The organism is Geotalea uraniireducens, from assembly GCF_027943965.1.
GTDB lineage: Bacteria > Desulfobacterota > Desulfuromonadia > Geobacterales > Geobacteraceae > Geobacter > Geobacter uraniireducens.
In genome coordinates, this window is the sequence record NZ_AP027151.1 from 724,211 (window position 1) to 747,500 (window position 23,290).

Annotated in this window: 28 protein-coding genes (1 of these 28 only partly in view); 26 read left to right on the plus strand and 2 right to left on the minus strand. The window is 56.6% G+C overall.

Annotated elements, in window-relative coordinates; genetic code table 11:
* The first annotated feature begins 42 nt into the window (after positions 1-42).
* The 14 genes from QMN23_RS03435 to QMN23_RS03500 all read left to right on the plus strand — a co-directional run bounded on the left by QMN23_RS03435 (position 43) and on the right by QMN23_RS03500 (position 14,849).
* Positions 43-690: a winged helix-turn-helix transcriptional regulator gene (locus QMN23_RS03435; RefSeq protein WP_282001778.1), complete on the plus strand. Its 648-nt coding sequence runs from the start codon at positions 43-45 to the stop codon at positions 688-690.
* Between the two features lie 80 nt (positions 691-770).
* Entirely contained in the window at positions 771-833 is a 63-nt protein-coding gene (locus QMN23_RS19675; RefSeq protein ID WP_432613102.1) for a hypothetical protein, read from the plus strand.
* Between the two features lie 226 nt (positions 834-1,059).
* Positions 1,060-2,577, plus strand: coding sequence for an oligosaccharide flippase family protein (locus QMN23_RS03445; protein WP_282001779.1), 1,518 nt, complete (start codon positions 1,060-1,062; stop codon positions 2,575-2,577).
* Positions 2,578-2,690: 113 nt separating this feature from the next.
* Complete coding sequence (locus QMN23_RS03450; protein WP_282001780.1) at positions 2,691-3,407, plus strand: class I SAM-dependent methyltransferase; 717 nt, start codon at positions 2,691-2,693, stop codon at positions 3,405-3,407.
* Positions 3,408-3,558: 151 nt separating this feature from the next.
* Positions 3,559-4,305: a class I SAM-dependent methyltransferase gene (locus tag QMN23_RS03455; protein ID WP_282001781.1), complete on the plus strand. Its 747-nt coding sequence runs from the start codon at positions 3,559-3,561 to the stop codon at positions 4,303-4,305.
* Complete coding sequence (locus tag QMN23_RS03460) at positions 4,292-5,197, plus strand: glycosyltransferase family 2 protein (protein ID WP_282001782.1); 906 nt, start codon at positions 4,292-4,294, stop codon at positions 5,195-5,197. Before QMN23_RS03455 ends, QMN23_RS03460 begins: the two co-directional genes overlap by 14 nt.
* Before the next feature lie 328 nt (positions 5,198-5,525).
* Positions 5,526-5,732 carry a hypothetical protein gene (locus QMN23_RS03465; protein ID WP_282001784.1) on the plus strand — a complete coding sequence of 69 codons (207 nt, stop codon included), beginning with the start codon at positions 5,526-5,528 and terminating at the stop codon, positions 5,730-5,732.
* The gene (locus QMN23_RS03470; RefSeq protein ID WP_282001787.1) at positions 5,729-6,904 is read left to right on the plus strand and encodes a glycosyltransferase; all 1,176 of its coding nucleotides are present in this window, start codon (positions 5,729-5,731) and stop codon (positions 6,902-6,904) included. Before QMN23_RS03465 ends, QMN23_RS03470 begins: the two co-directional genes overlap by 4 nt.
* Positions 6,901-7,887, plus strand: a complete 987-nt coding sequence (locus tag QMN23_RS03475; RefSeq protein WP_282001789.1) for a glycosyltransferase family 2 protein — start codon at positions 6,901-6,903, stop codon at positions 7,885-7,887. Before QMN23_RS03470 ends, QMN23_RS03475 begins: the two co-directional genes overlap by 4 nt.
* 82 nt (positions 7,888-7,969) lie before the next feature.
* Positions 7,970-9,112 carry a glycosyltransferase family 4 protein gene (locus QMN23_RS03480; protein ID WP_282001791.1) on the plus strand — a complete coding sequence of 381 codons (1,143 nt, stop codon included), beginning with the start codon at positions 7,970-7,972 and terminating at the stop codon, positions 9,110-9,112.
* A gap of 60 nt (positions 9,113-9,172) precedes the next feature.
* Positions 9,173-11,623, plus strand: coding sequence for a hypothetical protein (locus QMN23_RS03485; RefSeq protein WP_282001792.1), 2,451 nt, complete (start codon positions 9,173-9,175; stop codon positions 11,621-11,623).
* A complete protein-coding gene (locus QMN23_RS03490; RefSeq protein ID WP_282001793.1) occupies positions 11,613-12,362 on the plus strand; it encodes a tRNA1(Val) (adenine(37)-N6)-methyltransferase in 750 nt (249 codons plus the stop codon). Before QMN23_RS03485 ends, QMN23_RS03490 begins: the two co-directional genes overlap by 11 nt.
* Positions 12,363-12,531: 169 nt before the next feature.
* Positions 12,532-13,275, plus strand: coding sequence for a glycosyltransferase family 2 protein (locus QMN23_RS03495; protein WP_282001795.1), 744 nt, complete (start codon positions 12,532-12,534; stop codon positions 13,273-13,275).
* On the plus strand, positions 13,272-14,849 hold the full coding sequence (locus QMN23_RS03500) for an ArnT family glycosyltransferase (protein WP_282001796.1): 1,578 nt from the start codon (positions 13,272-13,274) through the stop codon (positions 14,847-14,849). Before QMN23_RS03495 ends, QMN23_RS03500 begins: the two co-directional genes overlap by 4 nt.
* A gap of 33 nt (positions 14,850-14,882) precedes the next feature.
* On the opposite strand, the gene QMN23_RS03505 is transcribed toward QMN23_RS03500, so the two are convergent.
* Positions 14,883-15,395, minus strand: a complete 513-nt coding sequence (locus QMN23_RS03505; RefSeq protein WP_282001797.1) for a DUF721 domain-containing protein — start codon at positions 15,393-15,395, stop codon at positions 14,883-14,885.
* Positions 15,388-15,645 (minus strand): hypothetical protein, encoded by a 258-nt coding sequence (locus QMN23_RS03510; protein ID WP_282001799.1) that lies wholly within the window; start codon positions 15,643-15,645, stop codon positions 15,388-15,390. Before QMN23_RS03510 ends, QMN23_RS03505 begins: the two co-directional genes overlap by 8 nt.
* Before the next feature lie 113 nt (positions 15,646-15,758).
* Between QMN23_RS03510 and QMN23_RS03515 the strand changes: the two genes are divergently transcribed.
* From QMN23_RS03515 to QMN23_RS03570, 12 genes are all read left to right on the plus strand, one after another.
* Entirely contained in the window at positions 15,759-16,040 is a 282-nt protein-coding gene (locus tag QMN23_RS03515; protein ID WP_282001800.1) for a DUF3343 domain-containing protein, read from the plus strand.
* Positions 16,041-16,224: 184 nt separating this feature from the next.
* On the plus strand, positions 16,225-17,583 hold the full coding sequence (gene ffh / locus QMN23_RS03520) for a signal recognition particle protein (protein WP_282001801.1): 1,359 nt from the start codon (positions 16,225-16,227) through the stop codon (positions 17,581-17,583).
* A gap of 97 nt (positions 17,584-17,680) precedes the next feature.
* Positions 17,681-17,947, plus strand: coding sequence for a 30S ribosomal protein S16 (rpsP, locus tag QMN23_RS03525; protein ID WP_282001802.1), 267 nt, complete (start codon positions 17,681-17,683; stop codon positions 17,945-17,947).
* 52 nt (positions 17,948-17,999) lie between these two features.
* The gene (locus QMN23_RS03530; RefSeq protein WP_282001804.1) at positions 18,000-18,230 is read left to right on the plus strand and encodes a KH domain-containing protein; all 231 of its coding nucleotides are present in this window, start codon (positions 18,000-18,002) and stop codon (positions 18,228-18,230) included.
* Entirely contained in the window at positions 18,230-18,751 is a 522-nt protein-coding gene (gene rimM / locus QMN23_RS03535) for a ribosome maturation factor RimM (protein ID WP_282001806.1), read from the plus strand. Before QMN23_RS03530 ends, rimM begins: the two co-directional genes overlap by 1 nt.
* Positions 18,748-19,485: a tRNA (guanosine(37)-N1)-methyltransferase TrmD gene (gene trmD, locus QMN23_RS03540; RefSeq protein ID WP_282001808.1), complete on the plus strand. Its 738-nt coding sequence runs from the start codon at positions 18,748-18,750 to the stop codon at positions 19,483-19,485. The genes rimM and trmD overlap by 4 nt, the downstream gene beginning before the upstream one ends.
* A gap of 14 nt (positions 19,486-19,499) precedes the next feature.
* Positions 19,500-20,051: an RNA methyltransferase gene (locus tag QMN23_RS03545; protein WP_432613095.1), complete on the plus strand. Its 552-nt coding sequence runs from the start codon at positions 19,500-19,502 to the stop codon at positions 20,049-20,051.
* A 76-nt stretch (positions 20,052-20,127) separates the two neighbouring features.
* Positions 20,128-20,484, plus strand: a complete 357-nt coding sequence (gene rplS / locus QMN23_RS03550) for a 50S ribosomal protein L19 (protein ID WP_282001812.1) — start codon at positions 20,128-20,130, stop codon at positions 20,482-20,484.
* Positions 20,485-20,533: 49 nt separating this feature from the next.
* Positions 20,534-21,187: a ribonuclease HII gene (locus QMN23_RS03555; protein ID WP_282001813.1), complete on the plus strand. Its 654-nt coding sequence runs from the start codon at positions 20,534-20,536 to the stop codon at positions 21,185-21,187.
* Positions 21,174-21,560 (plus strand): YraN family protein, encoded by a 387-nt coding sequence (locus tag QMN23_RS03560; RefSeq protein ID WP_282001815.1) that lies wholly within the window; start codon positions 21,174-21,176, stop codon positions 21,558-21,560. Before QMN23_RS03555 ends, QMN23_RS03560 begins: the two co-directional genes overlap by 14 nt.
* Before the next feature lie 69 nt (positions 21,561-21,629).
* A complete protein-coding gene (locus QMN23_RS03565; RefSeq protein WP_282001816.1) occupies positions 21,630-22,481 on the plus strand; it encodes a nitrilase-related carbon-nitrogen hydrolase in 852 nt (283 codons plus the stop codon).
* Positions 22,481-23,290: the 5' portion of an NAD+ synthase gene (locus QMN23_RS03570; RefSeq protein WP_282001818.1), read on the plus strand. It continues 12 nt past the right edge of the window; only the first 810 of its 822 coding nucleotides appear in the window; its start codon is at positions 22,481-22,483; the stop codon falls past the right edge of the window. The genes QMN23_RS03565 and QMN23_RS03570 overlap by 1 nt, the downstream gene beginning before the upstream one ends.

Sequence of the window (23,290 nt, forward strand, 5' to 3'; positions counted from 1 at the left end):
TTTTCCGTTGCATTCGGCGGTCCGCTGGTGTATGTTCACCATATGAACGACGCTAGCGATAAAGAGAGTGAATCGTATCGCTCCTTTCTTCTGCTGAACGAGATTGCCAGTGACGAAAACCTGTCGCAGCGGGAGCTGGCAAAACGGCTCGGCATCGCCCTGGGGCTGGTCAACTCCTACCTGAAGCATATGGTCGCCAAAGGATTCGTGCGGGTGAAGGCCTTCCCGCGCAATCGCTATGCCTACCTGCTCACTCCGCGGGGGATCGCCGAGAAGAGCCGCCTAGCCTACCAGCACCTGAATTATTTCACCAACCTCTATCGTTATGCCCGCCGTGACTATCAGCAACTGTTCCACCGGCTCAAAGCTGAAGGTGTGACCCGGGTCGCCTTCTGCGGCGGCGGCGAGGTGGCCGAGATCGCCTACCTGTCGTTGCGCGAGGCGGAGCTGGAGCTCTCGTTGCTGATGGACGAAGAGGCGGCCGACGGCCAGCAGTTCTTCGGCAAGCCGGTGGTGCCGGTGGCGATCGGCCTGTTGGCCGGCAATCATCGGATCGTTATCACCTCGCTGAAGCGGCAGAAAGCATTGCACCATGAGCTGCTCGAACGCGGCGTGCCTCCCGAGGCGATCTATACGGTCGGGCTGGGCAATGCCGGGCAGGATGAAGAGGAGCAGGGAGAACAACCATGATGAAAAGAGCCCTTAACGCCGGCCTTACTGGCTAGAACGGTTCGTATCTTGCCGAACAGTTCCTGGCGAAGGGGTACGAGGTGCATGGTTTCTTCATCCGCCGCTCGTTTTCTTTCAACACTGGGCGGATCGACCATCTCTAGCGGGACCCCCCCATGGGTGGCGGCTCTTCCTCTATTACGGCTGTCTGGTGGTATTTGGGGCAACGGATGAACTCTTATGGACGTCGAGGAGATCGCCGCAGCCCGGGAAAAATAATGGGAAACACGCAGTGCACCGAAAATTGTGACGCAGAATGCTGTCTGGACTGATACTTGGACACAGCGGAGTGGGAACCGGTTCCGCGGTTGGCGAAACGAGGACCTGCTGGTGAAGCGCCCTCATATGAATAATATTCTCGATCCGCCACCTGGGGATGCAAAACCGTCGCTCGACTCCGGCGCATTTCTGGATCTGAAGAAGAAATCGCTTTCGGGGATGGTGGCCCTCTTTATCCGCCAGGTCCTCGTGAAACTGATTTTCTTCGGGGGGAATATCGTCCTTGCACGGTTGCTGGCGCCGCAAATCTTCGGGATCTATGCCATCGTTAACTTTGTCGTTACCTTTTTTTCCACCTTTGGCGATGTTGGGATCGGCGCGGCGCTTATTCAGAAGAAGGGGGACCTGAGCCGGGAAGAGCTTTCCACTACCTTCTGGCTGCAGCAGATGCTGGTCTGGAGTGTGGTAGTGGTGGTGATGCTGGCGGCGCCCCTGGCGCTGAAGGTCTATTCAACGCTTCCGCCGGTGGGGGTCTGGCTGATCCGAGCGATGGCACTGAGCTTCCTCTTTTCCTCGCTCAAGACGATCCCGGCTATCCTGATGGAACGAGAGATAGATTTCAATCGGATCGCTTGGGTTGATATTACCGAGAACCTTGCATTCCAGGGGGTCGCCATCACCGGCGCCTTCCTTGGGTGGGAGGCATGGAGCTTTGTGGCGGCGGCGGTGACGAGGGGTTTCCTTGGCGCAGTACTGATCTACGCCTTTTCCCGCTGGCGGCCGAGTTTTCATTACCGGTTCGAGTCGGTAAAGGGACTGGTGCGGTTCGGGCTGCCGTACCAGGGGAACCAGATCCTGAACTTCATCAAAGATGCGGTGGCACCCCTGTTTGTGGGGGCTTACGCTGGGGCGGCCGCAGTGGGCTATCTTAACTGGGCCAGAAACATTGCATATGCGCCGCTGATTATTTCGGAAACTTTCGGCCGGGTGGCGTTCCCTGCATTTTCAAAACTTCAAGATGACAAGGCACTACTAGCACGGACAACTGAACATTCTATCAAAATCATGAGCTTGATAATGTTTCCCATAATGGCTACAATGATTGCGCTTGGTCCTGAATTAATACATGTTGTGTATACTGATAAATGGATGCCTGGTATTTATGCTTTTTATTGTTATTGTATTCCTCCTATGGTTGTTAGTATTGCGTCTCCTTTGTATAGCGCAATAATGGCGCAGGGAAAACCTTCAATTTTATTAATTATATCCAGTTTGTTTATATTGTTTGAATGGGGGCTAGGTGTTGTATCTGTTGTTTTGTTAGGATTTACTGGGGCTGCAATGACACAATTGATAATTGTTCCACTGTTTACTTATTTTTATAAATGGATATTGCAAAAAAATAATATTAACATAAAGATTTTTATAAATGTGATATACAAGATAGTAGCAGTACTGTTGTCTGTTTGTGTTGTTGTTTATATGAAAAAAATTATAGTTGTTAATCTGATGACTTTGGCAATTATGTCACTGGTGTCAATTGCTATTTATTTGTTTGCAATGCTTCTTATGGAGCGGGCATCATTACTCGAGTTTGGCGAGTATTTTAAAAAAATAAGAGAAAAATGACTGGAATTGCTAGTAATATGTTTTGGTCCTTGTTGTTATGTCTATGTTAGCATCTTCAGTTGGGCCAGAGACTGATTTGATTTAATAGTCTTTGCCGGTAGGGTGGATATCTGATGGGAAACCAAAATTTTCTGAAGACGACGAAACTGGCTGACGTTGCAAGATGGTGTGTTAGTCAATTCGTCGTATCCGTCGCAGGAAGCCTTCCCCCGGGTACGGCAGTTCTTGATGCCGGCGCAGGCGAGTGTGCGTATAAGGATCTCTTTAGTCATTGTACCTATAAATCAATTGATTTAGGCATTGGGGATTCATCATGGGATTATCGGCATTTGGATTACATTGCTCCATTAGATAATATGCCAATTGATGATGAATGTTTTGATGCTGTGCTCTGTACTCAGGTTCTTGAACATGTAAGTAATCCTTTTGATACGGTGAAAGAGATTTATAGAGTCTTAAAGCCTGGCGGGCAGTTATTTTTGACTGCGCCAATGTCTCAAGGCGAGCATCAAATACCATATGATTATTTTCGTTATACTTCGTATGGTTTGAGACATATTTGTGAGTTAGCTGGATTTCAAAGTGTTGAAGTATCTCCTTTAGGGGGCATGTTTCTTCGCTGGGCATATGAAGTGCCTAGGGCGATGCCAGATATGCCAACTTCTGGCATAAAAAGTGGCAAAATCAATCTTGCCGGACTTCTTCTTGCGCCAGTGAGAATTTTTATCCTATCAATTGTGAGATTGGTGCAGATGTTTCTTATTCTTGTCGACCCCTTGGACAAGGATAAAGTTGACCCTTGGGGGTGGAAAGTTGTTGCCCGTAAATAACAAACCTAGAAACATCCTGGTGTGGAGGCTTGGCCAGCCTTTTATGCAGGCTGGCGAATAATAACGTTAAGTCGCGTTTTAAGCTTATTCTGAAACAAAGAAATTAATGTTCATTGCTAGTGCGTAAGCACCATGGGTAACGATGCTCTCTTTGCTACGGAAAACGTACTTTCGACTTTTACAGGGTATCTTCTTTCAGGGGCGACAGGGCCTCGAAAATGCTGATGCTGCCCTCCGTTATTTCCCGATTTCGGATACAATCCTTGAGATGGGAGGGGAGGCTTCAATCCTGGAGGTCGGCTCCGGTTGCACCGGGATAACTCCATACATCCCGCACAAGGTTACCGGTGTTGACGTCTCTTTCGAGCAACCGGTTTCCCCTAATTTGACCCCGGTCCTCCTTTCTGGCGAAAATCTTCCCTTCAACGATTCAAGCTTCGACATTGTTGTCTCGGTGGACATGCTGGAGCATGTCCCGGCGCCAAACCGCCCAACCGTCATCAGCGAACTGTTGCGGGTCGCACGGAAAAGGGTCTACCTGGCGGTCCCCTGCGGAAACGAGTCTGAGGAGCACGACCGGCTGCTGAACGACCTTTACACCGCGCGACATGGCGAGGCATATCCGTTCCTGGTGGAACATGTGGAAAACGGACTTCCAACCGCACAGGAAATCTCGACACTCCTGGAATTGGCGGCCGCAGATGTGGTGAAAAAGATCCGAGTCCGTTCGGCTCCGAACGTAAACCTGAAAATACGCGAATGGTTCAGTCGGATTTGGATTAGGTCGCCGAAGGCGTACGGCCTGCTGTCGCCGCTTATTTGCATATTCAGGCGCTTCTACAACTTCGGGAACTGCTATCGCCGCATTTTTATGGTGGAGATCGATGCGGGTGAGTGAGCCGCTCGTCCAGATCATCCTTCTTAACTGGAACGGCTGGCGCGACACCGTCGAGTGTGTCGAGTCGTGCCAGAAGCTTTCCTACCCGAACTTCCGGATCGTGGTTGTCGATAATGGTTCCACCGACGGCTCAGAGGAGATCCTGCGGAAGCGTTTTCCCACTGTAGAACTCATCCAGACCGGCGCAAACCTTGGCTTCGCCGGGGGGAATAACGCCGGCATCCGCCATGCGCTCTCCAGCGGTGCGGAATACGTCTGGCTTCTGAACAACGACACGGTCGTGGCGCCCGATGCCCTTACGGAACTGGTTCGGGTGGCGGAAAGCGATCCACGGGCTGGGATGGTCGGGAGCAAGATCGTCTACCATGACGACACCGGGCTGCTCTGGTTCGCCGGAGCGGTTCTTGACCCGGAGCAGCCGCACCGGCCGTATCACCAGGGGCTACGCCAGCGGGACGCCGGGCAGAACGACCGGGTGGCCGAGACCGGCTACGTCACCGGCTGCAGCCTCTTGGCCCGCAAGGAGATGATGGCAGAGGTGGGGCTGCTGGACGACGGGCTCTTCCTCTACTTTGAGGATGTCGATTGGAGCGCCCGGGCCGTCTGCGTCGGTTGGAAGCTCCTCTATGCGCCGGCCTCGGTAGTTCGCCACAAGGAATCGGTCAGCTCCGGCGGTGCCGCTTCGCCGCGGCTGGTCTACTATACGGCGCGCAACCGGCTCTATTTCGTACGCCGTAATTTCCCGGCGAAGCTGTGGGCGGCGCTTTGTTACGACCTTTTCGAACATGTGCTGGTGAACCTGAAGAAGGGGCGGCTGGCGTGCGCCCGTGCAGGCCTGAGGGGGATCCTCGATTTCCTGCGGGGGAAGGCTGGGCCACTGCCGGAACCGTGAGCCGGCGGCTCCGGGGACTGAACCAAATGGTGTTCCGATGGCCGATAGAGACGTCCATACCGACTGCATCTATCTTGATGGCTACAAACTATGTCATCCCCTTGAGGGGGCGGCGGTCCGGACCGCTTCGGGACCAGCATACTCAAGGCGGGCGCTGCCAGAGAGGTGATCAGGGATACGCCGATTTGGCACCGGCTGTGTGCCTTCTGCTCCGGTGCCGAGATGACCTGGGTCATCGTTACCCCAACGCTATATCCCGCTCCAAGGGTGGTGCCAGCCGTTACCGTTGCGTCCCGCATCTCTATCGCTTTGGAGTGGAATAGTGCTGTTGAATAACATCTTTAATACCCACGCGTTCCGCCTTTCCAGCCGTGGCCCTATCGCGCACCCGGAACTCGATTACCTAGTCTGCCACAAGGGGGCTTTCGCCGGCGGCTGTCTGCTGGAGAGCTGCATGGAGTTCATCACCGCCCCTCCGGTTGTTGCGAAGGAGGAGGCGAATCTCAATGCTCAGACGCCGGTTCTGACCTCATGACGGACGCACGACCAAAAATCCTGGCGCTCTATCCGCGGCTGCCGTCGATGGCGAAGGCCGCCGGTGAGAAGACTGCGTTTAAGTTCGTGGAGACCCTCCATGGGCTGGGGCATAGGATCGTCCTGCTCTCGTTCGCCTTCAACGGCTACGATGAGAAGGACTTCCGGGCGCTGGAGCCGCTGTGCGAGAAAATCGTGTTGCACCCCTTCGGTTTTGGCGAGAAGCTGGCGAACGTCCTGCGCGGCTGGCACCTCTCACCGACCCTCGCAGCCCGCCGTAGTCCCGGCTTCGGCCAGCTCATCGACGAGCATATCGGAGGGTGCGACCTTGTCCATATGGAGTTCACGGAGCTTCTGCCTTGGGCCTGCTACGTCAAAAGGAAGTACCCGCAGAAGCGGGTCTGCTACGTCGCTCATGACATCGTCTTCCAGAAAAAGTATCGGGAAGCCCGCTCGTGCCTTTTCGTGAACCTTTGGCGGGACCTGGACCTGATAATGACTTGGCGGAGCGAGAATCGCTTCCTTGGCTGCGCCGATCGGGTGATCGTGCTCAATCGCAAGGATGCCGCGTTGATTCCTCGGCATCGAGCGAGGGTGCGCGTGGTGGTCCCGTACGCACAGCCCGTTGCTGCCGGGGCGTCGGTCTCCGCTCCGCCAGCCTCCGGTCGTTACCTGGTCTACTACGGCGCGATGGATCGTCCGGAGAACTACCTCGCGGCCATTTCGTTTATCCGGAACTGCTGGCCGCAGTTGCGCAGGGAGTTCCCGCAACTGGGGTTCTGTGTGGTTGGTGCCCGCCCCCACGACCGGCTTCGGGAGTTCGACGGCCGCGACGGAGTGACGGTCACTGGTTTCGTAAACGATCCGGCTGCGTACCTGGCTGGGGCCTTCCTCACCGTCGCTCCGATCACCCTCGGCGCCGGGATCAAGGTGAAAGTACTAGAGTCGCTTCTGAATGGTTCCCCTGTGGTCGCCTTCCCTGCGGGGGCGGAGGGGATAGACGTTGGGCCTGAGGAGGGGCTGACCGTGGTGGCTGGGTATCGGGAGATGACGGCGGAGATCCGACGGGTGCTGAATGGTGCGCCGGCGGACCGGGGGGCAATTTGCTCCGCTGCGCGGCGTGCTTTCGACTGGGGGATTGCTGAAAACTTTCTCCGGGAGGACTACCGGTGACGGAACCGAAGCCTCTCGTCTCGGTCATTGTCCTCACGTGGAATGGGATACGGTTTCTCTCCGGGTGCTTGGGAGCATTGGCCGACCAGACCTTTCGGGGGTTCGAAGTGGTACTGGTTGACAATGGCTCTGATGACGGCTCGGCCCGGTACGTTCAGGAGGAGTTCCCGTGGGTCAGAGTGGTAGATCTCCCCAAAAATCTCGGCTTTGCCGAGGGGAACAACCGTGGACTGGCCGCTGCGCAGGGTGAGTTGATTGTGACCCTCAACAACGATACGCTGGCGGAACCGGATTTTCTCGCGGAGCTTGTTGTCGCTGCGGAGCGGTGTCCTGATGCCGGGATGATCGCTGCCCTTCTAGTGAACTTCTACGACCCCGAGCGAATTGATGCTGCAGGGATCGCCCCCGGTGCTGACGGAATCGGTTACTGCCTCGGTCATGGTGCTCCGGTTGGGAGGCCGTGGGACGAGCCGCGAGATGTTTTTGGACCCTCCGCTGGCGCGGCGCTCTATCGTCGGGAAATGATCGACGAGATCGGTTTTTTCGATGCCGATTTCTTTGCCTATGGTGAGGACTTTGACTTGGCGTGGCGCGGGCAGCTCGGCGGCTGGCGCTGCATGACTGCTCCCCGTGCCGTTGTCCGTCATGTTCATTCGGCTACGAGCGGCACAGGAAGTCCTTTTACCATCTATCATATTCATCGCAACAAATGGTATGTGCTTCTGAAGGATTGGCCGACTCGACTTCTGGTGAAGCATCTCCCACGGATTCTGCTGGCAGATTTGGCCGCGTTTCTGGTCGCCTTGCTGAAAGGCCGTGGTGGCGCAGCTGGCCGCGCCAGATGGGCAGTCCTTGCTGCGCTGCCCCGGCTTTTGGCTAAACGTCGGGAACAGGCCGGGAAGAAATTCCCCATACCCTTGGAACGTCTTTTTGCTCGTGGCGTTTTGCTTGCGACACTGAAGCGAAAGTTGGGAATGAGATAATCTCTGTCGGTTCTGAGTTGATTTTTGTGGCGCAGTATGGGCACATCATTCATTAAAATTATGATTAGGGATAACCGCATTCATGGCTGCTGTCGCAACGGAGAAGTTTGATATGGTTGAGGGAAAACGAGTCCTCTACCTTGTGGATAAGTCTGGGTTCGGTGGCGTCCAGACAATTGCCTATACTCTGATCCGCCATCTTGTTGACGAACAAATCGAGATGGATTTCTTTTTCTTGAGAAATATTAATGACCGGTTCGGCATGGAGGACCGGTGCGAACCCAATGTGTTCTATTCACGAGCGAAGTGGCGCTACAGTTTGCGCCCATTTTTTGAGATCCTTCGCTTTGTCAGAGAGAAAAAGGTTACGATTCTTCATCTCAATGGCAACAAATCCATCATCCTTGGCCTAGTGATCAAGAAGTTTTTTCATCCGACGATCAAAATAATTGCCCATGAACATGGTGGGGTATTTGACTACTCCCGTTGGTATGCGGCATTCCTGAAAATATTCAGTGGTTACTTCGATCTTTTTATCACGATTTCGAATTACCGAAAGCAGTTCCTCGTTAAGCGGTGTCTGGTTATCCCTTCAGCCATTAGGGTTATCGATAATTTTGTTGATCCGGCGCGCCTAGCTTTTGCCAGCACTTGCAGGAGTGGTCACTCTGCCCGTTGCTGCTTAGGGGGAGACAACCCCCTTGTCATCGGGTATGTTGGCGGACTCAGCAAAATCAAGGGGTGTGATGTATTGATTAGAGCACTTCCCCTGTTGCGGGAGCGTATCAGCAATTTTAGAGTGTTGATAGCAGGTGATGGCCCAGCCCGAATGGAACTCGAAAAGCTCGTTGCGACGCTTGGTCTGGAGGATATAGTTTCATTCCTCGGATTCGTCGATCCGCCGGGCAAAGCTTACGCTCAGTTCGATATGATGGTGATCCCTTCGCGTTCGGAGGAGGGGCCGATTTGTCTGTATGAGGCTTGGATGATGGGACTTCCGGTTGTGGCAAGCGATGCACCGGTGCTGAACGAACGCATCAGGGACGGGGAGACGGGAATCCTGTTTCAATCGGAGAACCCAAGCGATCTGGCGGAAAAGATTTGTTCGGTTTACTGTAATCCTGATGTCGCCGCGCACATCAGGGAGGGGGGGGGGCGTGAAGCCGAACGTCATACGGTGGAGCGCTATCGGAGCGATTTGAGGGAAGTCTACCTCTCTGTTTGAGAAGAAGCAGTCTAGTGTGAGTTTGTAAGCTCTGAATTAATTAAGACAATCGGAGGCTACATGGAGAGCAATAAACGGTCGCTCCCTGAGCAGAACTGGTTCTGGATAACCCTGCTGGCGGTTACTCTGATTGCGGTTTTCAGCCCGATGCTGTTTACCGACAAGATTATCCGTGCATCTGACGTCATTACCCAGCTTTTCTGGAATGTGAAGGCTGTCAAGGAGCAGTCACTGTTGGCCTATATCCGGTCATTCCCGGATATCTTTCGTGCCGATTGGGATCCGCTGAGCGACGGTGGACGTACCTTGGAGGGAGGGTGGAACGCAATCAATCTGCTGGTCCACCGCTACCTCATCCAACACTTTTTTCCTTTCCCCTCGAGCATTGGGTGGTTGGTGATCTTTGCCATGTGCTGGGGAGCCGCCGGAACTTTTCTCTATTGCCGGCTGATCGGCACCGGCCCCTTCGGGGCGTTCGTCGCCGGTCTCCTTTACGTGCTCTGCACGGAGAATGCGTCCCTTATCAATGCGGGGCATATTCAGAAACTGGAAGCAATCTGCTGGTTCCCCTGGGTTTTGTTGTTCCTGGAGAAGGCGTTACGGAGCGGCCGTCTCTTTCATTACGCTCTGGCGGCCCTCATGCTTGCCATACAGTTTTTCCACATGCACTGGCAGATATCGTTTTACAGTTGTCTTGCTGTGGGAATGTATTGGTGTTGGCACGCAGGGGCGAGATTTTTAGCGGAGCGGCGGGGCTACACAAAGCCGTTTTGTAAGGATTTGAGCCTGGCGATAGTCATGGTGATCCTCTTTTTTAGCACCATCGCCATGTCTTTTGCTCCGCTGGTGAGTTGGTCGCAGCAGTCCGAGCGGGGCGCTAGCTCTGTTTCGGTAGCTGGCACGGAGAAGGGAATTGGTTATGAAGAGGGAATGAGCTGGTCGATGCCGCCAGAAGAGATTCTCACCTACTTCGTTCCTGGGCTACTGGGCTTTTCTCGCCAGGAGGGCGGGGATGTCCCCGCCCCGGGGCAGGTTTATTACTGGGGAAGAATGCGTTTTACCCAGACCAATGACTACCTCGGGTTACTCCCCTGGTTTTTGCTTCCACTGCCGCTCCTCTTTCGTCGGGATCGCTATACTTGGTTCCTAACATTTCTCATGGCAGTTACTCTGGTTATGGCCTTGGGAAAATACACTTTCGTCTACCGGTTCATGTTTGAATATCTTCCCGCTTTTTCCAAGTTTCGAGTGCCGAAAATGATACTCTTTCTTTTCGCATTTGGCGCAGCGGTACTAGCCGGACGAGGGATTGATCTGCTGAGTGGGGGGATTGCAGAGCGGAAGAAAGTTAAGTGGTGGCTCGTGGGGGCCACATTGTGTGTGGCAGCAGTTGGGGTGTTATGGTTTCTCCTTAGGGGGGGGGCGGGATGGCTGGCTGAAAACGCGGCAGAATACATAGCTGCTCCTACCCGATATCAGCAAAATGTTGGGGAACTGATGCCGCAGCGCTACGAATTCATGCTTCGCGAAACAGCCATCGCGTTCGGTGTCGCTTCACTTTATCTGGTTATCCTTGTCGCTTGGTTCAAAAAGTGGCTTCCGGTAAAGGCGATCCTGCCTTTACTGGTGCTTTTGCTCATCGGTGATCTCTGGCGGGTAAATCATCATTTTCTTATTCTTACGGCCCCGCCACAAGCCGACCGCAAGGTGGCCCAGAACGATATCGTCCGGTTTCTCGAGCCCCGCATCGATCATTATCGAATGCAGCCGCTGAATGGCGAGAATGCCCACTATTATGCGGACTACGGGTTTGCCAATGTCTCAGCCTATGTCACCATCAGTGAGAGACGTTACAAGGAGTTCCTAGAGAGTTTCAACTTGATGAGTGGAATGCCGGATATCATGAATCTTAAGTATCTGATAATGCCCTCAGCCGATTACGAAGCCCAGAAGAGGGTGATGGCGAGCAAGTATGAGCCAGTATTTGCCTCCTCCAACGGCTCTCTGGTGTTGGAAAACAGAACGGTCCTACCGAAGGCATGGCTCGTCCCTTCGGTGGCAGAAGTGCCAGACTCTCGGCAACAGCTTAGCATCATGAACTCAAATCCCAACTTCCAGCCAGCCCAGATCGCTCTCACGGAAAGCCCGCCGCCGTTTCCCCTTGCTCCCGTCGGGAAGTTAGCTTCTGCGGGCAGCGCTCGGGTCACGGTTTATGCTCCTGATCGGATTGTCGTCGAGGCAACTGCGTCGTCGAATGCTCTTCTCGTACTCGGTGAGAAATACTACCGGTGGTGGTATGCGCGGGTGGACGGGAAGCCTGTGGGGATATATCCGGTGGACCATATCCTTCGTGGTGTCTACCTCATGCCGGGAATCCACCGGGTGGAGTTTAGTTTCAATCCGCTGCCGTTCAAGGTCGGCAAATACTTTACGCTGGCATCCTTGGCCATTTTTGCCGTCATGCTAGGGAGGGAATGGCGGCTGCGCAAACGGAGGGGGCGTGAGGGGTGAGGAGACCGTAGATGAGCTGCGTGCCCACGGGCTGCGGATCATTCAGGCCCGGGACGGCTACCGCTTTTCGCTTGATCCGCTGCTCCTCTGTGCCTTCGCCGCGCTGGGCGCCGGCGAGCGGGCGATCGATCTCGGCACCGGCAGCGGGATCATCCCGCTGATTCTCGCCCGGCGGTGTCCCGACGCCACCTTTGTCGCCGTCGAAATGCAGGACGGGCTGGCTGCGCTGGCGGCGCGCAATATCGCCCTCAATGGTCTCGACGACCGGATCATGCTGTGTCACGACGATGTGCTGGCCCTGCGCCGACGGTTCCCGGTCTCCAGTTTCGACCTGGTCCTCTCCAACCCCCCCTACCGGCGGCGGGGGAGCGGCAAGGTCAGCCCAAAGCGGGGGCGGGACGACGCCCGCCACGAATCGACCGCCACCCTGGCCGATTTTCTGGCCGCCGCCAAGTACTTGGTGAAGCCGACCGGCCGGATCTGCTTCATCTACCACCCCTCGCGGCTGCCGGAGCTCCTAGCAGAGGCCGCACGGCAGAAGCTGGCGCCGCTCCGGCTTCGCCTGGTGCACGGTACGGCGGAGACGGAGGCCCGGATGGTCATGCTGGAATTCGCCAAAGGGCGCCATGGCGACCTGCGGGTCCTTTCGCCGCTGGTGGTCCGCGACGTCCGGTTAACCTATACCGCCGAAGTGCAGGCGCTCCTCGGCGAGGAGGGGACGGTGGCGGAGGCTCGGTAAGCTGACGGATTTTGACGCCGGCCGAGACGGTAGCGGCTTGGCCGGCTGACGGTACCCGGCACGGTCGGCTCTGCCGATTCCCGGCAAGGCGAATGGCGTAATTCGATGCCTGGTCGCACTGGCCGGGGCAAAGTAGTAACCTGGGAAACCATGAAGAGGGGATTGCAACGTGTTAAATGGCAAGAAGATTGTGGTGGTTCTTCCCGCGTACAATGCGGCGAAGACATTGGCAATGACCTATCGGGAGATTCCGTTCGAGGTGGTTGACGAGGTGCTGCTTGTCGATGACGCAAGTCGCGACGATACCGCCGCGGTGGCCCGCCAGCTCGGTATCAGGACCGTCGTCCACGAACAGAACCGCGGCTACGGCGGTAACCAGAAAACCTGCTATCAGGCCGCTCTGGACACCGGTGCGGATATCGTGGTGATGCTGCATCCCGATTACCAGTACACCCCCCATCTGGTACCGGCGCTGGCGTCGATGATCGCCTATGGCGAGTTCGACGCCGTGCTGGCTTCGCGGATTCTTGGCCCCGGTGCCCTGAAGGGGGGGATGCCCCGCTACAAGTACCTGGCGAACCGGTTGCTCACCTTAATCGAGAACATTCTGCTCGGCCAGAAGCTCTCGGAATACCATACCGGCTACCGGGCATTCTCCCGGGAGGTCCTTGAGCGGTTGCCGCTGGAGCTCAATTCGGACGACTTCGTCTTCGATAACCAGATGCTCGCCCAACTCGTCTGGGCCGGTTTTCGGCTTGGCGAGCTGAGCTGTCCGACCAAGTACTTTGCCGAAGCCTCTTCGATCAATTTCCGACGAAGCGTGGTCTATGGCCTGGGGGTGCTGAAGACTGCCTGCCAGTTCCGTGGCAACCGGCTGGGGCTGCTGCGGAGCGCCTTTCTGAGGAGCATATGACTGAGACAACGTGTCGTTTGGCGCGCCGGGACTGGCTGCTGATGGGGCTGCTGGTGGTTGCCGCCCTGGCGATCCGGCTCTGGTTCATGCAGTATTTCCGGGTTATCTCTGCTGACGGCATTGCCTATGTGGATATCGCCCGGGATATCATGACCGGCCAAGGGCTGGCCCGGGCTACCCACTATCCGCCCTTTTATCCGCTGCTGGTGGGGGGCGTTGCCTCGTTGGTCGGCGATTACGAACTGGCTGGCCAGCTCGTCTCGATCGTCATGGGGAGCCTGCTGGCGGTCCCTCTCTACCTGCTGGGGAGGGAATTTTTTGCTTGGCGGGTAGCACTGCTGGCCGGCGTCCTGACTATTGTCTGGCCGTCCCTCAGGGGGTGGTCGAACGAGGTGATGAGCCAGGCGACCTATATCACCCTGATGCTGCTCGGAGTGTACTGGCTCTGGTTCGCCGTCACCAGACGTTCGGCGTTGGCGGCCATTGCCGGAGGTGTTGCCCTGGCGCTGGCCCATCTGACCCGCTCGGAGGGGGTGCTGGTTTTTGCCGCTGTCAGCGCGGTCATTCTGGTGGGTATCGTCAGGCGGAAATTTCCTGTCGGGGCCTTCCGCTTGCTGTTGTTGAGCTGGGGGAGCTTCTGGGTGGCTTTTGCCCCCTATTTTTTCGCCCTGCATCACTATACCGGCAACTGGGCGCTGACCGGCAAGACTCGGATCGCTTTGGCGGACGGGCTGAGCTACTATCTGCAGCGGCCGGATCTGAAGCTCGATCCCCATTTCGCTGCGGTCGGCTATCTCGACCTCTTCCGGGAATATCCCGGATACCTCTGGCACAATCTCGGCAATAATTCCCGCGATTGCTTGGAGCAGCTGCTGCCGCCCCTTCTCTGGATGCTGGCGCTCCTTGGCGGTGTGATCGGCTGGCGCGGCGAGAGCGTTTTGCTTAGGCGCGGCTATCTGCTGGCGACTTTCGCTCCCCTGGCAGTCATTATTCTTTTCTTCTTCATCGGCCCCGAGTATACCCAGCCGTACCTGCCGGTCCTGCTGCTGTTCGCCGCCCACGGGATGGTCTGGCTCGAAGGGCGTTTTGCCGACCGCTTCGGCTCCCGCAGGCTTGCGCCGTTTAGTGCCGGAGCGGTTGGGGGCGCCTTGGTGCTCATCTATGCCGGCTACCTGGTGGCAGCCCAGCTCCCGGCCGATCGTGGCCAGCCTTACAACTACACCCAGGATGGCGGCCGTTATGACGATAAGCTGGTAGGATTGCGGCTGCGCACGCTCCTGCCGCGGGGGACGATGATCATGACCCGCTCCGGGCGGGTTGGCTTCTATTCCGGGCATCCGTACGTGCTGCCGCCGCAGGCGGACGTGGCGGAAATCATTGCCTTCGCCAGGGAGCATCGGGTCGACTATCTGGTGGCAAATCTCCAGCTGCTCAGCGCGCGTCCCCAGCTGGAATCGTTGTTTGCACCGCTGTTCAATGCTGGACGGCCGTCATTTCAGCCACCGTCTCTTGAGCTTGTCTACCTCGGCCAGGAGCCGGGCGGGCTCCCCTATCTGGTGTATCGCTTCAGGTGACCGGAAGTCTTTGTCGGTGGGGTAGATGAGAACTTACTTCTTTGCCGGCGAGGGCGGCGGGGGGAGCTGTTCTTGTCCCGCCAGGTGACGTTCAAGGAGGCTGCCAAGGGCTTGAGCCAGTTCGCGATCGTCGATGGTGTCGATCATGGTACCAACCCAGGCGGTCTCTTCCGCTGACAGCGGACGACGGGGCGCGGCTGTCCGGCCGTGCTCGGCGGCAATGGCGGGTGGAAGGGTGCCGGCACGGAGGTAGATCTCGCGGACTAGTTCCTCGCCCAGTGCCCGGTTCAGGGCTTGGACAATCTTACCCTTGAGGAAATTCAGCTGCTGCATCCACGGAGCGTTGTAGACCGCAACGGTCAGCGTTCCGTCGCGGAATTTCACCGGTCGCGCCTTGGTGGCAATCTGCTCGCCCACAACGGACTCCCATACCAGCCAGATTCGTCCTTCCCTGAGGCAACGTTCTGCCGGTTTGCCTCGCAAGGCGTCGGCCAGCAGGTCGGTGACGGCCAGAGGTCGGGGGAGCCGGGGGCGGGACTCAGTCATTGCTTTGCCGTCGGCGTTGCAGCATTCCTCCGACGATCTGCCCGGCAACTGCCCCACCGATGGTGAAGGGGATGAATTTCCAGCTGAAGCCCGACTTGATACGGAGATAGATCAGGAAGGGGATGGAAATGTGGACGTAAAAATACCAGCCGAAAGTGAATTTTTCGTAGCTTTGCCGCAGATAACCGCAGGGGACATTGATGGCAAAGGCGAGCAAAATGAGCCCGGTGAGCATAAAAAATATGTGCATTATTCACCTCTTCCGGCATAGTATGTGATAATCGAGTTTCTTGTCAATCTGCTTCTGACGGGCTGGTGACCGTCAGGGCGGTGGCGGGCTGCTGTAATGTGAGGAGCGGAAATATGGTTCACGATGGCGACTGTGTGGCAATTTTCAATTCCATTCATCGGGTGATGAAAGCTGAAAAAATCCTCAAAGAGCAGGGAATGCCGATCCTGCTGATTCCAGCGCCCCGGGCACTGAACGCTGACTGCGGCCTGGCGCTTCGTTACGTCTTGGCCGACCGGCCCCGCGTCGAGATGCAACTGGCGGAGGCGGGTCTTGTCGCCGAGGAAATCTACGAAAAAAGGGCTGGAGGATACGTACGGCTCGATGCTCGGCCGGGGGAGGCTCCTGATGCCTAGGGGCGGTTACCGACGGGGGTGACAGGGTAGCCCGGACCGTCGGAACTGGTTGAACGCGGAAATGTTTTTTGTCTTGACACATTTGTTGCACCCAGACTATAGTTAACCTCTTTCTCCGTGGAAAAGTGCGTTCAGGGCTTGTTGTGGTCCCGGGCGAGATAACTGTTTGTAATTATTGGTGGCGATGTTCGAGAACCTTTCCGACAAACTTGACAGCCTGTTTAAGAAGTTGCGTGGACAGGGTGTAATGACTGACGACAACATCAAGGACGCCATGCGCGAGGTGCGGCTGGTGCTTCTTGAAGCCGACGTCAACTTCAAGGTCGTCAAGGACTTTGTCGAAAAGGTCAGGAGCCGGGCGGTCGGCACCCAGGTGCTGCAGAGCCTCTCTCCCGGTCAACAGGTCATCAAGATTGTTCAGGAGGAACTGGTAGCCCTGATGGGCGGGAGCGAGGACAACAGCCTCGATCTTGCCGCCAAGCCGCCGGTTTCGATTATGATGGTCGGTCTGCAGGGCTCGGGTAAGACAACCACCTGCGGCAAACTCGCCCGGCTGCTCAAAGGGCAGCGGCGGCGGCCGCTGCTGGTCCCGGCGGACGTCTATCGTCCCGCCGCCATCGAGCAGCTCAAGACGCTGGGGCGACAACTCGACATCGAAGTGTTTGATTCCCGGGCCGACCAGGACCCGGTGGTCATTTGTCGCGAAGCGTTGCAGTATGCCTCGTTGAATGGTCTCGATACGGTTATTCTCGATACTGCCGGCCGACTCCAGATCGATGAGTATCTGATGAATGAGCTGGCCCGGATTAAGGAGGCCGTCGACCCGCGGGAGATCCTCTTTGTCGCCGACGCCATGACCGGCCAGGAAGCGGTGAATGTCGCCACCGGCTTTGACGAGCGTCTGGATATCTCCGGGGTAGTGCTTACCAAGCTCGATGGTGATGCTAAAGGGGGGGCGGCGCTTTCGATCCGCGCCGTTACCGGTAAGCCGGTCAAATTCGTCGGCCTCGGCGAGAAGCTCGATGCTATTGAGGTATTTCACGCCGATCGGCTGGTGTCGCGCATCCTCGGGATGGGTGATATTCTCAGCCTCGTCGAGAAGGCCCAGGCAACATTCGATGAAAAGGAGACTGAGCGTCTCCAGCAGAAGCTCAAGAAAAGCCAGTTCGATCTGGAGGATTTCCGGAATCAGCTCCAGCAGATCAAGAAAATGGGTTCCCTGGAATCGATTCTTGGCATGTTGCCGGGGGTTGGCAAGATGATGAAGCAGATGCCAGGTGCCCAGCCGAGCGACCGCGAACTGAAGCGGATCGAAGCGATCATCGGCTCGATGACCCCTGCTGAGCGGGCAAATCATACGATCATCAATGGCAGTCGGCGACTGCGGATTGCCAAGGGGAGCGGGACGACCGTTCAGGAAGTCAATCAGCTGCTGAAGCGTTTTACCGAGGCGCAAAAGGTGATGAAGCAGTTGCAGAAGCTTGGTCCGAAAGGGTTGATGCGCGGGATGAAAGGGATGGGGAAAGGGATGTTTCCCTTTTAGCTACAAGAATTTTACACGATGGAAAAATTCTCGGTCGATTTCTGATAAACTAAATACTCTATACGGCCCACGGCCGTGAGAACCCTAGGAGGAAGAGATGGCAATCAAGATGCGTTTGGCCCGAGCCGGGGCAAAGAAGAAACCGTTCTACCAGATCGTTATCGCCGATGTGCGGAGCCGGAGAGACGGTCGTTTCATTGAAAATGTCGGGACCTACGACCCGAATCAGAATCCCGCAGCGGTGAAATTCGAGGAGAGCAAGGCTCTCGAATGGCTTGGCAAGGGTGCCCAACCCACCGATACGGTCAAGCAGATTCTCAAGCAGCAAGGTATCTGGGAGAAATTCGTCACAAAATCTGCGTAACGGTTGCCTGTTTCCCGGTCCGCCGGTCATTTCCATTGCAGAGGTTACCGACATGAGAGAACTCGTAGAGACCATCGCTAAGGCGCTTGTTGACGACCCCACTCAGGTGAGGGCTACCGAGGAAATGGAAGATGACACAACGGTCATCAAATTGACGGTTGCGAAAGAGGACATGGGAAGAATTATTGGCAAGGAGGGCCGTACGGCCAAGGCTGTCCGCACGCTGCTCAATGCGGTGTCGACCAAGGACAACAAGAAAGCCGTGCTGAAAATCGTCGAATAATGCTGAATGGTGCTGAACCGGTTCTGCTCGGTAAGATTGTCGGTGTCCATGGGCTCAAGGGGCAACTGAAAGTAGCCTGCTTTTCAGGTGAATACGATACGGTTCTTGCGCTGGCGACGGTCATTCTCGAAGGCTCCGACAAGCGGCGGGAAACCTTTGAAGTTGCCGGTGCGACAATTCACCGTAATCGTCTCCTCCTGACACTCAAGTCGTTTACAGACATCAACCAGGTGCAGCATTTAGTCGGCCGACTGCTTTATGCTCGGCGCGACCAGTTCCCCTCTCTGCCGGAAGGTGAGTATTATTGGTGTGACCTTACCGGTTTACAGGTCGTGACCGGGGAGGGGGAAGTTCTCGGCCAACTGGTGGAGATTATCGCCACGGGCAGTAACGATGTCTACGTGGTACGCAACGAGCAGCGGGAATATCTCATCCCGGCGTTGGACGACGTAGTTGTTGGTATCGATCTGGAGGCGGGGATCATGACGGTCAGTCCTCCGGATGGGTTGTTTGATCTATGAAATTTGATATTCTGACGCTCTTTCCCGCCATGTTCGCTGGGCCTTTTACCGAAAGTATCATCCGGCGAGCCGTTGCCGGCGGGCGGCTGGAACTTCGGCTGCACGATATCCGGGATTATGCCCGTGATAAGCACCGGGTTGTCGATGATGCCCCGTATGGCGGTGGCGACGGGATGGTCATGAAGGTGGAACCATTAGCCGCCTGCATTGAGGCTGTCCGGCAGGAGCGGCCACGCGCTCGGGTGATTCTGACTTCGCCACGGGGGCGGGTATTCGATCATGCGCTGGCTCGCGAACTGGTGCATGAGGAAGAGCTGATTATCATCTGCGGCCGCTATGAAGGAGTTGATGAGCGAGTTCGGGACCTTCTTGTCGACGACGAACTGTCGATCGGCGATTTTGTCCTTACCGGCGGCGAGTTGGCGGCCATGGTGATCGTTGATGCCGTTGCCCGCTTTATTCCCGGCGTGCTCGGCTCGCCCGGCTCGGCTGAAGCCGATTCCTTCAGCGACGGACTGCTCGAATACCCGCAATATACGCGTCCCGTTGAATATCGGGGACTCAGAGTTCCCGAGGAGCTCCTCTCCGGGAACCACGCGGCAGTTGCGCGCTGGCGCCGCCGCAAATCCCTCGAGACGACACTGCGCGCCCGGCCCGACTTGTTGCGGCAGGTGCCGCTGTCACCGGAGGACCAGGAGTTCCTGCGCGGTCTGGGCTATCAGGGCGAGCCATGAACAGGGCGGCGAACGTGGGCGTTGCGCTCCTGCACCACCCGGTTTACGACAAGAACCACCAGATTGTGTCCACGGCCGTCACTAATCTGGATATACACGATATTGCCCGGGCGGCCAGGACGTTCGGCCTCGCCCGCTATTATATCGTCACGCCGGTGTCTGGGCAGCAAAGCCTCGTCGGCCGGGTTGTCGGCCATTGGCAGGAAGGTTGGGGCTCCACTTACAATCCGAAGCGGAAGGCCGCACTGGAGCTGGTCAGGGTAATGAGCACGCTCGACGATGCCTTGCGCGACATGGAAATGCTTTTCGACCGGCCGGCGAAGCTTGTCGTAACTGGGGCGCGCGGCAATGAGCGGAACATTGCGTTCCCTGTCCTGGCCGAAATAATGGCGCCGGGAGATCAGCCGTTCCTGATAGTTCTCGGGACGGGCTGGGGACTTGCCGAAGAGGTGTTTGCCCGCGCCGATTATATTCTGGAGCCGATCAGAGGGACAGGTGACTATAATCACCTGTCGGTGCGCGGAGCAGCAGCTATCATTATGGACAGACTCTTTGGTGCCCGCTGAAGCGGATGCCGCAAGATCAATATAATCAACGGTACAGATGAGAAGACGGTCTGTAGATAACGGGAGGAAGTAAGCAATGAACAAAATCGATTTTATTGAAATGGAGCAGATGAAGAAGGATATCCCGCAGTTCAAGCCGGGGGATACCGTCAAGGTCCAGGTGAAGATTGTCGAAGGCGACAAAAGCCGTATCCAGGCTTTTCAGGGGGTTGTCATCAGCCGGCAGAACGGCGGGATTCGCGAATCGTTCACCGTGCGCAAGATTTCCAACGGCATCGGGGTTGAGCGGGTGTTCCCGCTTCATTCGCCGTCTCTCGAAGCAATCGAAGTCATTACCCGTGGTCACGTGAGACGGGCGAAGCTTTACTACCTGCGCAAGCTGCGGGGCAAAGCCGCCCGTATCCGCGAAAAGAAGTACGTCGCTGCTCTCTAGTCAAGAGGCCCCTGTCAAGGGGCCTTCGCTTTTTGGGGCAGGGGGAACTGTGACACTGCCGCTGTTTGCTACCGATAACCGGCCGTCACTTTGGGAGTACGAGACTCTGGCCGTTCGCCGGGGGGCTCGTGCCATTGCCGGGGTTGACGAGGCCGGCCGGGGGCCGCTGGCGGGGCCGGTGGTGGCCGCGGCTGTGGTTTTGCCGCCGGATGTCTCTCTGCCCGGAGTCAACGATTCCAAGAAGCTCAGCGGCTCGCAACGCGAAAAACTATTCGATCTCATCCAGAAAAGAGCGCTGGCTGTCGGTGTTGGAACTGCCGACCACCGGACAATCGACCGGCTGAATATTCTTCAGGCGACGCTGCTGGCCATGAAGGAGGCGGTCGAGAAACTATCCCACCCCGCAGATTTTTTGCTCGTCGACGGTATCTCAAAGATTCCCGCGGCGTTCCCTCAGCTGACCATCAAGAAAGGTGACTCGCTAAGCATCTCCATCGCTGCTGCATCCATTGTTGCCAAAGTGACCCGGGACCGGCTGATGGTTAGCTATGATCAGCGCTATCCCGGCTACGGATTTGCGGCGCACAAGGGATACGGTTCAGCTGCCCACCTTGCGGCGATTGCCGCTCTTGGCCCATGTCCCATCCACCGGACCACGTTTCGCGGGGTCAAGGAGTTTGTAGGGCGAAATGGCGAAGAGTGAGCCAAACCGACATAACGCCTCGCTCGGTGGCGCAGGTGAACGGCTCGCTGTGGCCTATCTGCAGGAGCGCCGTTTCAAGATTGTCGAACAGAATTACCGATGCCGGGGCGGTGAAATCGATATTGTCGCCCGCGATGGCAAAATCTATGTATTTATCGAGGTGAAGTGTCGGCTTTCTGCCTGCTATGGACCGCCACAGTCGGCAGTCACCCCCTTCAAGCAGCGGCAGATCTCCAAAGCGGCCCTTACGTGGCTCGCCGCAAATCACAAACATGATGTCGACGCCCGCTTCGATGTCGTAGCCATTTCGTTTCGTTCGTCCGGGGAACCCGTGATTGAACACATCGTCAATGCGTTCGATCTCGCCTATTGATCGCCGGCAATCTCGTTGAAAACGGCGCCGCCGTATGCTACCTTAACGCAAATTATTCGGAGAGATGCCGTGGACTTTACTGCCGCCCTGGCCCAAATCAAACCGAAGCTTGGCTGTCTCGACGATAACTGCTCGATGGTTGAAGCCGCCATCGAACGCGGTATTGCAGAACGCGCCGGGCTGATCCTGTTTCCCGAGTTGTCACTTACCGGTTATTTCCTCAAGGATTTGGTGCCGGATGTGGCTTTACGGCTCGATTCCCCCGTAATTGAGAAAATCCGCAATCTCTCCCGGCATATCTCGATCGCCCTCGGTTTTGTCGAGGTCACCGATGACTATCGCTTCTTTAATTCGGCGCTTTATCTGGAAGACGGCCAGATTCGTCATCTGCACCGGAAAGTATACCTGCCGACCTACGGCCTTTTCGATGAGCAACGGTACCTGGCGCGGGGAGAGCAATTGCGGGCCTTCTCCACCAAGTTCGGCCGAATGGGGATGCTCATCTGTGAAGACATGTGGCATTTGTCCGCCTCCTACGTAATGGCCATGGATGGGGCCACTACGCTGATCTGTCTCTCCAGCAGCCCTGGACGGGGAATTAGCGAGGCCGAGACGCTCGGTTCAACAGCTGCCTGGCAAAAGCTGACTTCCACGACGGCAATGTTTCTCGGTTGTCGCGTCCTTTATTGCAACCGGGTCGGTTATGAAGACGGGATCAACTTCTGGGGCGGCTCGGAGATAGTGGCTCCTTCCGGCGAGGTGACAGCCCGGGGACGAATCTTTGAGGAGGATTTTGTCCTGGGTGCGGTTGATGAAGGATCCCTGCGGCGTGAACGGATATTTTCGCCAATGATCCGCGATGAGAATCTTGCCGTGACCATGAAAGAGTTGCGCCGGATAGAGTGTGGGGGGAGTAATTGATGGCGGGGCTCAGAGTCAACGCGCAGCTGCTGCGCCAGGTGCTGGTCGGCTTTATCCGCGATGAAGTGAGTAAGGTCGGGATCCGTAAAGCGGTATTGGGGCTGTCCGGAGGCATCGATTCGGCGTTAGTCGCTTACCTCGCGGCCGAGGCTTTGGGCGCCGGCAATGTGCATGCCTGCATCATGCCCTATAAAACGAGTAATCCTGAGAGCGAGGCGCATGCGCGTTTGGTTGCCGACCGGCTTGGTATCAATTGTCAGGTTATTGAGATTACCCCGATGGTGGATGCCTATTTTTCTCTTTTCCCGGATGCGAATAATATGCGGCGGGGCAACAAGATGGCCCGGGAGCGGATGACGATCCTCTATGACCACTCGGCAGCGCTTCCCGCCCTGGTGCTCGGGACAAGCAATAAGACAGAACTGCTGCTCGGCTACGGAACGCTGTATGGCGACATGTCGAGTGCACTCAATCCGATCGGCGATATCTACAAGACCCAGGTCTGGCAGCTGGCCGAAGAGATGGGCGTTCCCCGGGAGATCGTCGAAAAGAAACCGTCCGCTGACCTCTGGGCGGGACAGACTGACGAGCAGGAACTGGGCTTCACCTACCGCGAGGTCGACGAGCTGCTTTACCGGATGATCGACCTGCGGATGTCCCGTCCCGAATTGGCGGCCGCTGGCTTTGCCGACGATTTCGTAGCCGGGATTCATTCGCGTGTGCAGAATTCTCACTTTAAGCGCCGTCTGCCAGTAATTGCCAAAGTTTCCAATCGCACGATTGACCGCGATTTCCGTTACTCCCGCGAC

What these genes read in the sequence shown, in the direction of transcription:
- QMN23_RS03435 (WP_282001778.1), top strand. Translation starts at nt 43, where the DNA reads ATGAACGACGCTAGCGATAAAGAGAGTGAATCGTATCGCTCCTTTCTT.
- QMN23_RS03450 (WP_282001780.1), top strand. Translation starts at nt 2,691, where the DNA reads ATGGGAAACCAAAATTTTCTGAAGACGACGAAACTGGCTGACGTTGCA.
- QMN23_RS03460 (WP_282001782.1), top strand. Translation starts at nt 4,292, where the DNA reads ATGCGGGTGAGTGAGCCGCTCGTCCAGATCATCCTTCTTAACTGGAAC.
- QMN23_RS03470 (WP_282001787.1), top strand. Translation starts at nt 5,729, where the DNA reads ATGACGGACGCACGACCAAAAATCCTGGCGCTCTATCCGCGGCTGCCG.
- QMN23_RS03480 (WP_282001791.1), top strand. Translation starts at nt 7,970, where the DNA reads ATGGCTGCTGTCGCAACGGAGAAGTTTGATATGGTTGAGGGAAAACGA.
- QMN23_RS03485 (WP_282001792.1), top strand. Translation starts at nt 9,173, where the DNA reads ATGGAGAGCAATAAACGGTCGCTCCCTGAGCAGAACTGGTTCTGGATA.
- QMN23_RS03500 (WP_282001796.1), top strand. Translation starts at nt 13,272, where the DNA reads ATGACTGAGACAACGTGTCGTTTGGCGCGCCGGGACTGGCTGCTGATG.
- QMN23_RS03505 (WP_282001797.1), bottom strand. Translation starts at nt 15,395, where the DNA reads ATGACTGAGTCCCGCCCCCGGCTCCCCCGACCTCTGGCCGTCACCGAC.
- QMN23_RS03510 (WP_282001799.1), bottom strand. Translation starts at nt 15,645, where the DNA reads ATGCACATATTTTTTATGCTCACCGGGCTCATTTTGCTCGCCTTTGCC.
- QMN23_RS03515 (WP_282001800.1), top strand. Translation starts at nt 15,759, where the DNA reads ATGGTTCACGATGGCGACTGTGTGGCAATTTTCAATTCCATTCATCGG.
- ffh (WP_282001801.1), top strand. Translation starts at nt 16,225, where the DNA reads ATGTTCGAGAACCTTTCCGACAAACTTGACAGCCTGTTTAAGAAGTTG.
- rpsP (WP_282001802.1), top strand. Translation starts at nt 17,681, where the DNA reads ATGGCAATCAAGATGCGTTTGGCCCGAGCCGGGGCAAAGAAGAAACCG.
- QMN23_RS03530 (WP_282001804.1), top strand. Translation starts at nt 18,000, where the DNA reads ATGAGAGAACTCGTAGAGACCATCGCTAAGGCGCTTGTTGACGACCCC.
- rimM (WP_282001806.1), top strand. Translation starts at nt 18,230, where the DNA reads ATGCTGAATGGTGCTGAACCGGTTCTGCTCGGTAAGATTGTCGGTGTC.
- trmD (WP_282001808.1), top strand. Translation starts at nt 18,748, where the DNA reads ATGAAATTTGATATTCTGACGCTCTTTCCCGCCATGTTCGCTGGGCCT.
- rplS (WP_282001812.1), top strand. Translation starts at nt 20,128, where the DNA reads ATGAACAAAATCGATTTTATTGAAATGGAGCAGATGAAGAAGGATATC.
- QMN23_RS03560 (WP_282001815.1), top strand. Translation starts at nt 21,174, where the DNA reads ATGGCGAAGAGTGAGCCAAACCGACATAACGCCTCGCTCGGTGGCGCA.